The organism is Streptococcus sp. 2_1_36FAA, assembly GCF_000161955.2.
Classification (GTDB): domain Bacteria; phylum Bacillota; class Bacilli; order Lactobacillales; family Streptococcaceae; genus Streptococcus; species Streptococcus gordonii.
Genome location: NZ_KI391975.1, coordinates 14,702 through 29,530, shown reverse-complemented (window position 1 = coordinate 29,530; position 14,829 = coordinate 14,702). Strand labels below are relative to the sequence as shown.

Below are 14,829 nucleotides of genomic sequence, written 5' to 3'. Positions count from 1 at the left end.
AATTTAATCTTTTTTGCCATTATCGTCTTTGGCTTCCTCTTTTTCACGGGCAGGCTCTGCTTCTTTCTTTTCTTCTTTTTCCAGTTTAGACTTTTTATCTTTATCCTGATCCTTATCCAACCTGACTGATGGCTCCTTGATAGCAAAGGTAAAATCGTAAGTCCGGTCAGAGATCACTACATTGACAACCAACTGGTCCTTTTCTTTCTGGTATTGACTTTGGCCTTTATTAAAAGAAAATTGTCCACTATCAGCTAGCTTCTGGTCTTTTGTCAGCAAGGCTATAGCGTAAGCTTCCTGTCTTTCTTGCTGGGCTAAAAGATTACGCTGATGGGCCGTCTGACGATTGAGATAAAACTGCAACAGCAGACTAAAAACGGCAGCCATAAGCAGGGCATAAAGCATGACCCCAGCCCTAATGTTCTTCTTCAACACGATAGATGTACTCTCTTTCTAGGCCATCCTTAAACTGCAAAAGCAAATGAACTATCTGACCTTCTTTATGTATTTGAGCAGCTTCTAAGCCATAAATCATGGGTTGATAACCACGGCCATTCGCATCCGTCTTTCGAAAATCATCGCTTTTAGACTTACCAAAGGCAATCGACTTACCATCTTGTTTAACATAAAGCTTGTTTTGCTCAACCTTTTCAAAATGGCTACGAGATAGTTCTACATCTAGCTGGTCCGCAAACAAGAGCCATTCCTTAGCCTTAGTCTGCTCTTGATACTGAATTTCGCTGGCTAGAAGCTTGGTCATAGCTTGAAAAACCAAGAGGCCACCACTGATGACCAAGAGGGCTACTAAGGCTTCCAGCAGGGTAAAAGCTCCTACTTTACCTTTTTTCAACATCAATCAATTCCTCCCCCTGATGGAACACTCGAATCTGATCCTTCGTTCTCTGGATACGAATTTCAATACCATTTAAGGAAAGATGGTCCTGCCCTGTTTGGAGGGCCATCTGGGCCACCCGCAGGACCTCCTCTTTTTCTAAAATGGCAGCTGCTTCTTTGCGTGATTGCGTGATTTGACCTAGTAACAAGCTTGCAATTACAGCAAAAACTCCCAAAGCCAGTAAGGCTTCCAGTAAGATGGTCCCTTTAATTTGTCGTTTTCTTAAATTTACCATTTCCAATATGGAGTTGATAAGTCACCAGTCCTTCCTTGGTTTGAAACTGAACTTTACTGAGTGAAGAATTACCTCCAGCCTTATCAAAATAGATCTGTGTAGATTCAGGTGCTTGGATTCCTTTAGGAATTGGAAGACGAGCATAGCCGTTTGAAATCTCTTGGTTTGAGATTTCTAGCACCAGCTTTCTCTGAGAAGATACGCTAAGCTTCTGACTTTCCTGATAAAAATGCTCAAATTCTAAAAAGAAGATCTTTTCCTGAATCTGCTCAAAAGTAGCTTGAACAGAGCTTGATAAAGCCAGCAAGATAAAACTGCTAATCATCAGGACCAAGAGGCTTTCCAAAACTGTAAAGGCCTTAATTGGCAACTTCCTGAGTCTCACTATTGTTCTTACCATAATAAGCCTTGTAAGAGTCTGCTTGCTTTTGACTAATGTTCCCAGCTGCGACTAGTTTGCTGAGGGTTGCTTGATCTCCTGTATTTTTGAGTTCATAGAGCTCAGCCTGGCTCTCAACTACCTTAACCACCGCAGCATTTCCAGTATCCGAAACAGCCTCTTTTTGCTTGGTTAGATTAGGTACAAACAAGAGCATCAGAACACTGATGATCAAAAGGACGACTAACATTTCCACTAAAGTAAAGGCTTTTACGCGTAAATTTTTTAATTTGTTCATAGATGAACCTCCATATTTTGATAAAGGGGCAATAGCATTGCCGCATACAATAAGACAATCATCAAGGCTACAAAGACAAAGACTAGGGGCTGAATCAGATTCATGGTCCGATTGACCCTACCAAAAAATTCTTCCCAAGTCTTAAGAGCATAGATTTCTAGTTCGCTTCCCAGCTTAGATTTGACTTCCCCGTATTCGATGATTAGAGACAATTCCTTTTTGAAAAAAGAATAAGAAGCAATTTTATCTGAAAATTCTTGACCGTTTTGTAAAGCTTGACCTAAATCTTGACCAATTTCCTGAAATAAAACCGAGCGTTGCTCTTGCATAATCTGAAAAATCTGACTGAGCTCCAAGCCTTGCCCAATCATATTGCCCCATTCACGCGCATAATAGGCGGTTAGGTAAATCTTTACAAAGGATCCAACAAAAGGCAGGCGAGCTAAGAAAGAGTATACAGGGATCCGTTTCTGACCTTTGAAGATCAGATAAATCGTTCCTGTTAATCCAAGTAACATTAAGACGGTTAGTAGAAAAATAGTAGGCAAATGACCAATGAGTTGAGTTGCAAAATTTTGACTGCTGAGTTGGGGTAATAGGTAATTTCTCAAGCCCATCATAATCAATACCAAAAAGCCAAGAAGCATCATGGGATAGGTTGCTACTTCAATTAACTTCTTTTTTACCTTCGCAAGATTATCCAGATACTCCTCTATTTTTAGCAAGGCAAGCGATAAATTCCCATGTAGCTCAGCCAATGACAGCTGGGTTACTACCGCATCAGAAAAACCTAGACTAGTCATAATCTCTGAAAATGCTTGTCCATTAGCTAGGCCATGACGCATTTGCTGAACATAGTTTTGCTCCAAAAGAGCGCTTCGTCCTAAAAAATCTACAGTCTCAGCCAAATGAAAACCGCTAGAGAATAAATTATTAAACAGTTCAATGACCTGCTTTTGCTTGCTAGTTCCTAATTTTTTCTGCTTCTGCTTGCTCAGGAAGGATATGTCCTGCTGCAAGAAGCTGATCAATCTGCTGATTCCAGATGGTCGGCTCGTGTTCTTGGTAGTTGTTGCTGGCAAAGTCTATCACACCTCCTCCCCCAATCAAGCGTTGATAGCAAATACCCTGTAAAACAATTTTCAACTCTTCCTCGCTAACACCCAATTCCAATAAGCGTTCGTAAACACCAGGAATACTTTTAGCATGAATCGTCGAAAAAACTGTAGCTCCCGTCAAGCTAGCTCGAACCACTGCTCTAGCGGTTTCACTATCCCGAATTTCTCCAATGATGAGCAAGTCCGGACGGTGACGCAGGGAAAGTTTAATTAGACTTTCATAGGTCAGACCAATCGTTTCATTCAGCTGTAGTTGAAGCATATCCTCTTGCTTGATTTCAACAGGATCCTCAATGGACATAACCTGCTGACCCTTAAATTTTAGTTGAGCTAATTGATGCATGAGAGTGGTCTTGCCACTCCCTACTGGTCCCGAAAAAAGATACAGTCCTCGATCCTTAAACTTCTCTCTAAACTCAGGAAAATGAGTAAACCAAAACTTCAATTCTGTCTCTTCATCGTGCAAAAGTCGAATAACCAAACTCTCATAACCACGATAATCACCTACAGTTGACAGACGAATTGATGTTTCCTTATCATCATAACGATAATCACAGGACCCTAGCTGACTACGACGTTTTTCGCCTACATTCATCCCTGCTAGAAATTTAAAATGACTAATCACAGCGGCTAATTGGTCAAAATCATAAGTCTGTATGAAGCGTCGTTCATCACCAATCCGCATATAAAGTTCATAGCAATCATCCTTGGGTACAAAATAAATATCCTGAGCACACTCTTCCTTAGCCTGCCGGACAATCGCCTGGGCAATTTTTTGAACCATAAGACCTCCCTCAAATAAATTTTGTTGAAAAGTTTTTTCAAGCCTTTCTTCAACTATTTATTCGTAAACACAACAAAAAAACCGATTAAATTTATCGGTTTTCTTCTTTATTTTATTTGATTCGGCATGATCGATGCTTCTCAAGTCCATTTTGTTTGGCATAACCCGGACGGTATTTGCTTTTTGGAATAACCTTTTCATCTTCCAACAATATAATTGACCTATATTGCTGAACGTAGTCGTCACATTCTTCACACCATCTCTGATCTTTTTCATTCCAAAAGACAGTCATCAAATCACTGCGACTCTTATATTCTTTAAATTCTGTTTCTAATTTTAGCCATTGAATTTTATAAAATTTCAAAGCATCATAGTACTTTTCAAACCGTTGTTCTTGAATAATATCATTTTCCCAACCGTCCAAAAACCACCAGGGTTCAAAGTCCCCATACATTTCTACTACTCGGTACATATTTTCTTCCTTTGTACCGTATATTATATACAAAATCCTTTGATAATGAAACTAATTTGCTCATGGTTAGTTCTATATTTTAGACAAAATCAATGGAGATGCTTTATTTTATACTCTATAATCAAGCAATTCAGCTAAAATGGAGCATTTTCTCTCATCTTGCAAATACCAAAGCCTGAGATTTTTAGGGCTCAACCAAGCTTATCTCCGATAAAAAAGAAACCCGTTTTTAAAACGAGTTTCTTTCATCTTATTCTGTTACTAGTGTTTCTGTAGACTCTACGTCTTCTGGAGTCACCACAACTTCATCAATAATTTCTACTTCATTGATAGCTTGTGGTTCCAAGTTACGGTAGCGAGCCATACCAGTACCAGCAGGGATAATCTTACCGATGATAACATTTTCCTTAAGTCCAAGCAGATGGTCTTTCTTACCACGGATAGCCGCATCAGTCAAGACACGAGTTGTTTCCTGGAAGGAAGCTGCAGACAGGAAGCTGTTTGTCTCAAGGGAAGCTTTGGTGATTCCCATGAGGACTGGACGAGCTGTCGCAGGTACACCACCTGAGATAACTACATCACGGTTAGCATCTGTAAAGTCTGTAATATCCATAAGAGTTCCCATGAGAAGATCTGTATCACCTGGATCCATGACACGTACTTTACGGATCATTTGACGAACCATTACTTCGATGTGTTTGTCTCCGATTTCTACCCCTTGGCTACGGTAAACTTTCTGTACCTCAGCAAGCAGGTAAGTTTCAACGGACAAGACATCACGAACAGCCAGCAAGTGCTTAGGTTGGATAGAACCTTCGGTCAAAGCCGCACCACGAGACACTTGGTCACCCACTTCAACTTTCATGCGAGCTGTAAATGGCACCACATACTCACCTTCACCAGTTTGACCTTTAACAAAGACCTTCTTGGTACGAGTAGATGCATCTTCTTCGATAGCTGTAACCTCACCCTTGACCTCAGTGATGACCGCTTCCCCTTTCGGATTGCGGGCTTCAAAGATTTCTTGGACACGAGGAAGACCTTGAGTGATATCTGAGCTTGAAGCAACACCACCCGTGTGGAAGGTACGCATAGTCAACTGAGTACCAGGTTCCCCGATAGATTGAGCAGCGATTGTTCCGACTGCTTCACCCACTTCAACCGCATCACCAGTTGCCAAGTTGATTCCATAACAGTGGCGGCAGACACCATGGCGAGTGTTACATGTTAGAACGCTGCGGATTGTGACTTCCGTCACACCAGCATTAACCACTTGACGTGCCATATCCTCAGTTACAAGAACATCAGCAGGAACTAGGACTTCCCCTGTCTCAGGATGTTTAATAGATTTCTTAGTATAGCGACCAACCAAACGCTCTTCAAGAGGTTCGATCATTTCCTTACCATCTGTGATAGAAGTAATCAGGAGTCCACGATCTGTTCCACAGTCGTCTTCACGGATGATAACGTCTTGAGCAACGTCAACCAAACGACGTGTCAGGTAACCAGAGTCGGCTGTCTTAAGGGCCGTATCCGTCATACCTTTACGAGCTCCGTGAGTTGAGAAGAACATTTCGAGTACTGACAAACCTTCACGGAAGTTAGACAAGATTGGCAATTCCATGATACGTCCGTTTGGCGCAGCCATCAAACCACGCATACCGGCAAGCTGTGAGAAGTTTGAGATGTTACCACGCGCTCCAGAGTCCATCATCATAACGATAGGGTTCTTCGGATCTTGGTTGGCAACCAAACGTTTTTCAAGTTTTTCACGGGCAGCACGCCATTCAGCAGTGACAGCATTGTAGCGTTCGTCGTCTGTGATCATACCACGGCGGAATTGTTTAGTGATTTGTTCTACACGTTTGTGAGATTCTTCGATAATCTCAGCCTTATCTTCGACAACCGGAATATCAGCGATACCCACTGTCAAACCAGCCAAAGTAGAATGGTGGTAACCCAAGTTCTTCAAGCGGTCAAGCAGGGCAGATGTTTCTGTTGTACGGAAGCGTTTGAAGATTTCAGCGATAATATTCCCAAGATTTTTCTTCTTAAATGGTACATTCAATTCAAGAGCTTGAATGGCTTCCTTGATATCTTTTCCTGATTCTAAGAAGTACTTATCCGGAACACCTTCAGTCAAGTTAGCATTGGTTGGCTCTTGCAGATAAGGCAATTCCTCCGGCATAATCGCATTAAAGAGAATTTTACCAACTGTGGTCATCAAAATTTTATGTTTTTGCGACTCAGTCCATGGTTTCGCCAGGCTATCGGTTGTGATACCTACACGAGTATGCAAGTGCACATAACCATTACGAAGAGCCATGACAGCTTCATCCATATCCTTGAAGACCATACCTTCGCCTTCGCGACCTGCTTCTTCCATAGTCAGGTAGTAGTTACCTAGGACCATATCCTGAGATGGCGTTACAACTGGTTTACCATCTTTAGGGTTCAAAATATGCTCAGCAGCTAGCATGAGGATACGAGCTTCAGCCTGCGCTTCTTCAGACAATGGTACGTGGATGGCCATTTGGTCACCGTCAAAGTCGGCATTGTAGGCTTCACAGACCAGTGGGTGCAAGCGAAGAGCCTTACCGTCAATCAGAACCGGCTCAAACGCCTGAATTCCCAAACGGTGAAGGGTCGGTGCGCGGTTAAGAAGCACTGGGTGTTCCTTGATTACTTCTTCCAGGATATCCCAGATGCGCTCATCTCCACGTTCTACCAAACGTTTAGCGGCTTTTACGTTTTGCACGATATCACGCGCAACGATTTCACGCATCACGAATGGTTTAAAGAGCTCAATCGCCATTTCACGTGGCACACCACATTGGTACATCTTAAGAGTTGGACCAACGGCGATAACAGAACGTCCTGAGAAGTCAACCCGTTTACCCAGCAAGTTTTGACGGAAGCGACCTTGTTTACCTTTGAGCATGTGGCTCAATGATTTAAGTGGACGGCTACCTGGTCCTGTGATCGGACGACCACGACGACCATTATCAATCAAAGCATCTACCGCTTCTTGAAGCATACGCTTCTCATTTTGCACGATGATACCAGGTGCATTCAACTCAAGCAAGCGCGCCAAACGATTGTTCCGGTTGATAACACGGCGATAGAGGTCATTAAGGTCAGAAGCCGCAAAACGACCACCATCCAGCTGAACCATCGGACGCAAATCTGGCGGAATGACTGGCAGGATATTGAGAACCATCCATTCTGGTTTATTACCAGACTTGTAGAAGGCGTCCAAAACGTCCAAGCGACGAACTGCCTTCACACGTTTTTGTCCAGTCGCAGTTTTTAATTCTTCTTTGAGAACAGCAATTTCAGCTTCCAAATCTACTTGTTTCAAGAGATCTTGAATAGCCTCCGCTCCCATTTTCGCTACAAATGAGCCTGCACCGTACTCACGCAAACGTTCACGATACTCACGTTCAGTCATAATTGACTTGTGCTCTAGCGGTGTATCCTTAGGATCAATGACCACATAAGCCGCAAAATAAATGACTTCTTCCAAAGCACGAGGACTCATATCCAAAGTGAGTCCCATGCGGCTTGGAATTCCTTTAAAGTACCAAATATGTGAAACAGGTGCCTTCAATTCGATGTGCCCCATACGTTCACGACGAACTTTAGCGCGGGTTACTTCAACACCACAGCGGTCACAAATAATTCCCTTGTAACGAATCCGTTTGTACTTACCACAAGCACATTCCCAATCCTTGGTTGGGCCAAAAATAACTTCGTCAAAGAGACCTTCGCGTTCTGGTTTAAGTGTGCGGTAATTGATTGTTTCAGGTTTCTTCACTTCCCCGTAAGACCATGAACGGACCTTATTGGGAGAAGCTAGGGTGATTTGCATACTTTTAAAACGATTTACATCAACCACTATTTCTTACCTTTCTTCATTTTCTAGTCAGTGTGAATTCTTATTCTTTTCCTTTTCCTTCAGCTTCAAAGGCTGCTTTCGCTTCTTGAGCTGCTTTTTCGCGCGCTTTTTCAAGATCGTCAACGTGAATCACGTCATCGTCTTCTCCTTCGTCTAGGTCGCGCAGTTCTACTTCATTATCATCTTCGTCGAGAACGCGCATGTCCAGACCAAGAGATTGCAATTCTTTAACAAGAACGCGGAAGGATTCTGGCACACCTGGTTTTGGAATTGGTTTCCCTTTAGTAATAGCTTCATAAGCCTTCAAACGTCCGTTGACATCATCTGACTTGTAAGTCAAGATTTCTTGCAGAACGTTAGAAGCACCGTAAGCTTCCAAGGCCCAAACTTCCATCTCACCAAAACGTTGTCCACCAAACTGAGCTTTACCTCCGAGTGGTTGTTGGGTAACCATTGAGTAAGGTCCTACTGAGCGGGCGTGGAGTTTGTCATCTACCATGTGGTGGAGCTTGATCATGTACATGACACCGACAGAGACACGGTTGTCAAATGGCTCACCGGTACGACCATCATAAAGAACTGTCTTAGCATCACTATCCATACCAGCTTCACGAACAGTATCCCAAAGATCATCTGAGCTAGCTCCGTCAAAGACTGGAGTCGCAATGTGAATGCCCAAATTACGTGCTGCCATACCAAGGTGGAGCTCCATAACCTGACCGATGTTCATACGAGATGGTACCCCGAGTGGGTTCAACATGATATCTACTGGTGTTCCATCTGGTAAGTAAGGCATGTCTTCCACAGGAACGATACGGGATACAACCCCTTTGTTTCCGTGACGACCGGCCATCTTATCTCCGACCTTGATCTTACGTTTTTGAGCGATGTAGACACGAACCAGCATATTAACACCAGATTGTAGCTCATCACCATTTGCACGGGTAAAGATTTTCACATCACGAACGACACCATCAGCCCCGTGAGGTACACGGAGAGACGTATCACGAACTTCGCGAGACTTGTCTCCGAAGATAGCGTGCAAGAGGCGCTCTTCAGCAGAAAGATCTTTTTCACCCTTCGGAGTTACTTTTCCGACTAGGATGTCGCCTTCTTTAACTTCCGCTCCGATACGGATAATACCCATTTCGTCCAAATTGCGTAGGGCATCTTCCCCTACGTTTGGAATTTCACGGGTAATTTCTTCAGGCCCAAGCTTTGTATCACGTGTTTCTGATTCGTATTCTTCCAAGTGAACAGAGGTGTAGACATCGTCTTTCACCAGACGCTCGCTCATGATAACCGCATCCTCGAAGTTGTAACCTTCCCATGTCATGTAGGCAACGATTGGGTTTTGTCCCAAGGCCATTTCTCCATTTTCCATAGAAGGTCCGTCGGCGATAAAGTCACCTTTTTCTACGACATCGCCAACTTTAACAAGGGTACGTTGGTTATATGCAGTTCCTGAGTTAGAACGACGGAATTTTTGAATATGATAAACATCAAGTGATCCATCTTCACGACGAACTTCAACCTTATCTGCATCTGCATAAGTGACCTTACCATCATGCTGGGCAATGACTGCAGCACCAGAATCGTGAGCCGCTTGGTATTCCATACCAGTACCAACATAAGGCGCTTTTGGATCAATCAAAGGCACGGCCTGACGTTGCATGTTGGCACCCATGAGGGCACGGTTGGAGTCGTCATTTTCCAAGAATGGAATACATGCTGTCGCTACGGCAACTACCTGCTTAGGCGATACATCCATGTAATCTACTTGATCTGATGGGAATTCTTGGTTGTTACCTTGGTGGCGTCCCATAACGATAGGCTCTGCAAAACCACCTTCTTCATTAAGCTTAGAGTTGGCCTGCGCTACGATAAACTCATCTTCTTCATCAGCTGTCAACCAAACGATTTCGTTAGTTACCACACCAGCTTCACGATCTACCTTGCGGTAAGGCGTTTGGATAAATCCGTATTTATTAAGGTGTCCATAAGAAGACAGGTTATTGATCAAACCAATGTTTGGTCCTTCAGGTGTTTCAATCGGACACATACGACCATAGTGAGTATAGTGCACGTCCCGCACTTCATAACCAGCGCGGTCACGTGTCAAACCACCAGGTCCTAAGGCAGATAGACGACGTTTGTGAGAAAGCTCAGACAGCGGATTGTGTTGGTCCATGAACTGTGACAACTGTGAAGAACCAAAGAATTCTTTAATTGCCGCAGTTACTGGACGAATATTAATGATTTGTTGCGGTGTGAGAACTTCATTATCCTGAACAGACATCCGTTCACGAACGTTACGCTCCATTCGAGAAAGTCCCAGACGAACTTGGTTAGCCAAAAGCTCACCAACCGCACGAATACGACGGTTCCCCAAATGGTCAATATCGTCCACACGACCGATACCTTCTGCCAAGTTGAGGAAGTAGCTCATCTCAGCCAAAATGTCAGCAGGGGTTACAGTCCGAACCTTATCAGATGGATTCGCGTTCCCAATAATGGTCACAACACGGTCTGGGTCATTTGGTGCCACAACTTTGAACTTTTGAAGCTCTACAGGCTCTGTCAAAACAGCTGAATCATTTGGAATATATGTGATTTTGTTCAAACCATTGTCCAACTGCTCTGCAATACTGTCAATCACACTGCGAGTCATAAGAGTTCCCGCTTCAACAAGGATTTCACCTGTTTCAGCATCCACAAGAGGCTCAGCAATTGTTTGGTTCAGCAAACGAGTCTTGATGTTAAGCTTCTTATTGATCTTGTAGCGTCCAACAGCTGCCAAATCATAGCGATGTGGATCAAAGAAGCGAGCGACAAGAAGTGAACGAGAACTTTCAGCTGTCTTAGGTTCACCTGGACGGAGACGCTCATAGATTTCTTTCAGAGCTTCATCTGTACGGGAATCCATAGGGTTTTTGTGAATATCTTTTTCGATAGTATTGCGCACTAAGTCGCTATCACCAAAAATGTCAAAGATTTCATCATCACCTGAGAAACCAAGCGCACGAACCAAAGTTGTAAATGGAATCTTACGCGTCCGGTCAATACGAGTATAGGCAATGTCTTTTGAATCTGTTTCCAGTTCCAACCATGCTCCACGGTTAGGAATAACAGTTGATCCATAGCCGATTTTACCGTTTTTATCGACTTTATCGTTGAAGTAAACCCCTGGAGAACGTACCAACTGGGATACGATAATCCGTTCACCACCATTGATGATGAAGGTTCCCATTTCAGTCATAATAGGGAAATCACCAAAGAAGACTTCCTGAGTCTTGATTTCACCAGTTTCCTTGTTAATCAGACGGAAAGTCACAAAAATTGGCGCTGAGTAGCTGGCATCATGAATCCGTGCTTCTTCCAGCGTATATTTTGGTTCCCTAATTTCATAACCGACAAACTCCAGCTCCATAGTGTCGGTAAAGTTTGAAATTGGAAGCACATCTTCAAAAACTTCCTTCAAACCATGATCCAAGAAGTCTTTAAAAGAATCTGTTTGAATCTCAATTAAGTTAGGTAAATCAAGAACTTCCTTAATTCTTGAAAAACTACGACGGGTACGATGTTTCCCGTATTGAACGTCATGTCCTGCCAAGTTTTTACTCCTTTATAGTAAGATACGCAGCCCATCAACAAAGCTTAAAGAAATTCCAGATTTTAGATTCAGAAGAAAATGATTTTGTTCTAACCAGGAACTTCTTACCGGCTCTTTTAGGGCGAGTTCAATTAAATCTTTTCAGAGGCAATTCCTCTATTCTGTTTTGTCAAACTGCAAAACAGCTACAATCAGTCCCTCTTGTTTAATTTTCAGAAAAATTAAATTATGGTTACATAACTCGTTTTTCCTAAAAATAGGCACAAAAAGAGCAGCTAAATCTGACTTATGAAAGTTTGATTTAACTGCTGTAAGCTCTTTTGGACAATATTTCAAAAAAGCAGACGACAAATTATTAATAATATTGTACCTTATTCTGCCTGAAAATGCAAGATTATCGGCATTATGAAAGCCTTTTTATTTTAATTTGTCTGGCTTTGACTAGAATTTTTATCTGTAGAGGAATCTTCTTGTTTTTTACTCGAACTGCTCGTTTCTTTTTCGTTTCTTGTCTCGCTCTCTTTTTCTTTCTCTTCTTTGCCCCGACGGTCAGAAGTTTGGTTTCCAGCAAGTGCCGCCCAAGCCTGCTGTAAATCGCTATCTGTGCCACCGATAGCAAAACGATAAGATAAAGCTGGTGCTCCATTCTTAGCCCAGTAGCTAGTAACTGTTTGACCGCCCAATGAAATATCACGGCCATTAACGGTCGTACGACCAGGTTTTGTTCCAGTAGCTTTTAAAACTTCTGAACTGATAACACTAGAATCTAGGTTAAAACGATCGCTAATACCAAAGACGTTTGGATCTGCTTGATAGATGGCATTTACAAGATTGGCCATGTAGCTTGCGTTATTATTATAGCCAGTTAGAGCCCCCATCGAAGTATTGTCATCGTGTCCTATCCAACCTCCCAAAGTTACCTTTGGCGTTGAAAGCATCAGCCACATATCACCATTGACATTGGTAGTTCCTGTTTTCCCAATCCAGTCAGCACTCAACAAACCACCATTTACTTGCGCTAGTCGTGATTTAAAAGTCGTTGTAGACCCAGATTCCAAGACTCCTCGCATCAAGCTTTGCATAATAGTCGCTGTCGCTGGTGTATAGACCTGGACAGGGCTAGCCTTATGTTCATAAATAACTTTACCTGATCTATCACTGATCTTTTCAATCATATAGCGCTTCTGATAAGTCCCATTATTAGCTAGCGCCTGGAAACCATTGGTATGCTGGGCAACAGAGACTTCAATCCCTCCTCCCAATGGTAGACTTTCAATTGTATAGTCAGGAATTGAATAACCCATTTTATCCATGTAACCTTTGACATTAACTCCTTTTTCACGCAGGAGCTTATAGGTCCAATAGGCAGGAATATTCCAAGAAGTATTCAGGGCTTCTTGCAAATCCATCATCCCCGTCCCTCGACTGTCCGCATGCATGATAGGATCTCCACTTGAGAAGGTTGTCGGATAATTTGATAGGACACTTGCACTTCCCATCAGACCTTGGTCAATTGCAATCCCGTAGGCTAAAATCGGCTTGATGGTCGAACCAGGTGAACGCTCCGTATCAAAAGCGTGATTATTTTGATTCTCGGCATAATTCCTTCCACCGATAAACCCTAGGACAGCACCAGTCTGGTTATTTAAAAGAACATTCCCAACTTGAACCTGTCCAGTTCCATCATCTAAGATTCCACCATATGCAGCAACAGCATTTTGCATGGCGTTATGAACCGCCTTATTAATTGTGGTTTTAACGGTATAGCCACCTTCACTTAGTTCTTTTGCTGCTAATTCCTTATAGGCCTTAACAGTGGCTGTATTTTTCAGATCTTGTTGGGAAACATTATCTCTCTTGATGAGATACTGATACATGGCATCCTCAGCTTCAGACTTGGCTTGATAATATAGATAGCCACGTGATGCCGTTTCAACATTTCCAGCAGGTAAAAAATCTTTGGTCAAATCATAATCTTTATAAAGATTGTACTCATCTTGGCTTAAAGCACCTGTCCGGTACATATTATAAAGAACGTCCTTAGCCCTCTCCAAACCATAGGCCATGTCCTTTGAATCTTTCAAAGTCCCCTTTGCCGTGTAGGGAGAGTATACAATTGGACTTTGAGGCAATCCCGCAATAAAAGCTGCTTGAGGCACTGTTAATTTACTTGCGCTAACACCAAAAATTCCCTTAGCAGCCTCTTCAACACCAGCTATATTTTGGCCTTTATTATTTCTACCAAAAGGTGATACATTGAGATAGGTTGTCAGAATTTCATCCTTACTCATATAGCGCTCTAATGCTAAGGAGTCAATGATTTCTGTTGCTTTACGATTAAAGGTAGGAGCATCTCCAACAACTTGCTGTTTGATAACCTGCTGCGTAATAGTGGAACCACCACTAGCAGAACCAATTCCAACTACTGACCCCAGAGTGGCCCGTAAAACAGCCTTAGGAACGACTCCCTTATGGCTCATAAAGTTCTCATCTTCTGTTGCAATTACAGCCTTCTTAACATTTTCAGAAATCGCCGAGCTACCCACCGTAACCCTTATCAGGTCACTATCTATTGTCGAAATCAGGCTACCATCAGCATACGTTAATTCTGAAATAGCTGATATATCTTGAACTTTCTGGATCAAAGTATCTTTTTCGGGTACTGCTACATTATTAAATAAATTTAAGGCATAGCCAGTCGCAATCCCTGCACCAAATAAAAATCCCAGAAACAAAAGGACGAACAGGGTATTCGAAAGAAGCTTGATTGTTCGCAAGACAGTAGCCCCAATATCCATAGGAGACCAAGGCTCTCCATCAGTTTGTAGCTTAGACCCCAGCCACTTCCAAATTTTCCCAAAGAAAAGGCGAGATTTTTCAGCCACTTTTTTCCATAGGATCTGAATTTTTTTAATAAATGGTTTTAAAATTTCAAGAAACTTTTTTACTTTTTGTTCCAACATATTATATCCTCGTATTGCCTATTATATCAAAATCTTCGTCCATATGACAAGAACAGCGCGATTTACAAGAGCTTGGGAAGATTTTTTACTAGTTTTTTTGCAATTTTATTACACTCTTTTCCTGGTTTGTGATACAATGGGAGAATGAATTTAAAACTTTGAAAAGGAGAGACA

Annotated in this window: 11 protein-coding genes; all 11 read right to left on the bottom strand. The window is 42.4% G+C overall.

Annotated elements, in window-relative coordinates:
* Positions 1 to 3: 3 nt before the first annotated feature.
* Positions 4 to 435, bottom strand: coding sequence for a competence type IV pilus minor pilin ComGG (gene comGG, locus HMPREF0847_RS05445; protein ID WP_037622427.1), 432 nt, complete (start codon positions 433 to 435; stop codon positions 4 to 6).
* On the bottom strand, positions 416 to 853 hold the full coding sequence (comGF, locus tag HMPREF0847_RS05440; protein ID WP_008810059.1) for a competence type IV pilus minor pilin ComGF: 438 nt from the start codon (positions 851 to 853) through the stop codon (positions 416 to 418). The genes comGG and comGF overlap by 20 nt, the downstream gene beginning before the upstream one ends.
* Positions 837 to 1,130, bottom strand: coding sequence for a competence type IV pilus minor pilin ComGE (comGE, locus tag HMPREF0847_RS05435; protein ID WP_008810060.1), 294 nt, complete (start codon positions 1,128 to 1,130; stop codon positions 837 to 839). The genes comGF and comGE overlap by 17 nt, the downstream gene beginning before the upstream one ends.
* Positions 1,102 to 1,530 carry a competence type IV pilus minor pilin ComGD gene (gene comGD, locus HMPREF0847_RS05430; protein ID WP_008810061.1) on the bottom strand — a complete coding sequence of 143 codons (429 nt, stop codon included), beginning with the start codon at positions 1,528 to 1,530 and terminating at the stop codon, positions 1,102 to 1,104. Before comGD ends, comGE begins: the two co-directional genes overlap by 29 nt.
* Positions 1,490 to 1,807 carry a competence type IV pilus major pilin ComGC gene (gene comGC, locus HMPREF0847_RS05425; RefSeq protein ID WP_008810062.1) on the bottom strand — a complete coding sequence of 106 codons (318 nt, stop codon included), beginning with the start codon at positions 1,805 to 1,807 and terminating at the stop codon, positions 1,490 to 1,492. The genes comGD and comGC overlap by 41 nt, the downstream gene beginning before the upstream one ends.
* The gene (gene comGB / locus HMPREF0847_RS05420; protein WP_008810063.1) at positions 1,804 to 2,838 is read right to left on the bottom strand and encodes a competence type IV pilus assembly protein ComGB; all 1,035 of its coding nucleotides are present in this window, start codon (positions 2,836 to 2,838) and stop codon (positions 1,804 to 1,806) included. Before comGB ends, comGC begins: the two co-directional genes overlap by 4 nt.
* Positions 2,771 to 3,709: a competence type IV pilus ATPase ComGA gene (gene comGA / locus HMPREF0847_RS05415; protein ID WP_008810064.1), complete on the bottom strand. Its 939-nt coding sequence runs from the start codon at positions 3,707 to 3,709 to the stop codon at positions 2,771 to 2,773. The genes comGB and comGA overlap by 68 nt, the downstream gene beginning before the upstream one ends.
* 112 nt (positions 3,710 to 3,821) lie before the next feature.
* Positions 3,822 to 4,181, bottom strand: coding sequence for a DUF1033 family protein (locus HMPREF0847_RS05410; RefSeq protein ID WP_008810065.1), 360 nt, complete (start codon positions 4,179 to 4,181; stop codon positions 3,822 to 3,824).
* 250 nt (positions 4,182 to 4,431) lie between these two features.
* On the bottom strand, positions 4,432 to 8,079 hold the full coding sequence (rpoC, locus tag HMPREF0847_RS05405; protein WP_008810066.1) for a DNA-directed RNA polymerase subunit beta': 3,648 nt from the start codon (positions 8,077 to 8,079) through the stop codon (positions 4,432 to 4,434).
* Between the two features lie 40 nt (positions 8,080 to 8,119).
* Entirely contained in the window at positions 8,120 to 11,692 is a 3,573-nt protein-coding gene (rpoB, locus tag HMPREF0847_RS05400; RefSeq protein ID WP_008810067.1) for a DNA-directed RNA polymerase subunit beta, read from the bottom strand.
* A 422-nt stretch (positions 11,693 to 12,114) separates the two neighbouring features.
* Positions 12,115 to 14,655 carry a penicillin-binding protein PBP1B gene (pbp1b, locus tag HMPREF0847_RS05390; RefSeq protein ID WP_020992695.1) on the bottom strand — a complete coding sequence of 847 codons (2,541 nt, stop codon included), beginning with the start codon at positions 14,653 to 14,655 and terminating at the stop codon, positions 12,115 to 12,117.
* Positions 14,656 to 14,829: the final 174 nt, after the last annotated feature.

What these genes read in the sequence shown, in the direction of transcription:
- pbp1b (WP_020992695.1), bottom strand. Translation starts at nt 14,655, where the DNA reads ATGTTGGAACAAAAAGTAAAAAAGTTTCTTGAAATTTTAAAACCATTT.
- comGC (WP_008810062.1), bottom strand. Translation starts at nt 1,807, where the DNA reads ATGAACAAATTAAAAAATTTACGCGTAAAAGCCTTTACTTTAGTGGAA.
- comGD (WP_008810061.1), bottom strand. Translation starts at nt 1,530, where the DNA reads ATGGTAAGAACAATAGTGAGACTCAGGAAGTTGCCAATTAAGGCCTTT.
- comGF (WP_008810059.1), bottom strand. Translation starts at nt 853, where the DNA reads ATGTTGAAAAAAGGTAAAGTAGGAGCTTTTACCCTGCTGGAAGCCTTA.
- comGA (WP_008810064.1), bottom strand. Translation starts at nt 3,709, where the DNA reads ATGGTTCAAAAAATTGCCCAGGCGATTGTCCGGCAGGCTAAGGAAGAG.
- HMPREF0847_RS05410 (WP_008810065.1), bottom strand. Translation starts at nt 4,181, where the DNA reads ATGTACCGAGTAGTAGAAATGTATGGGGACTTTGAACCCTGGTGGTTT.
- comGE (WP_008810060.1), bottom strand. Translation starts at nt 1,130, where the DNA reads ATGGTAAATTTAAGAAAACGACAAATTAAAGGGACCATCTTACTGGAA.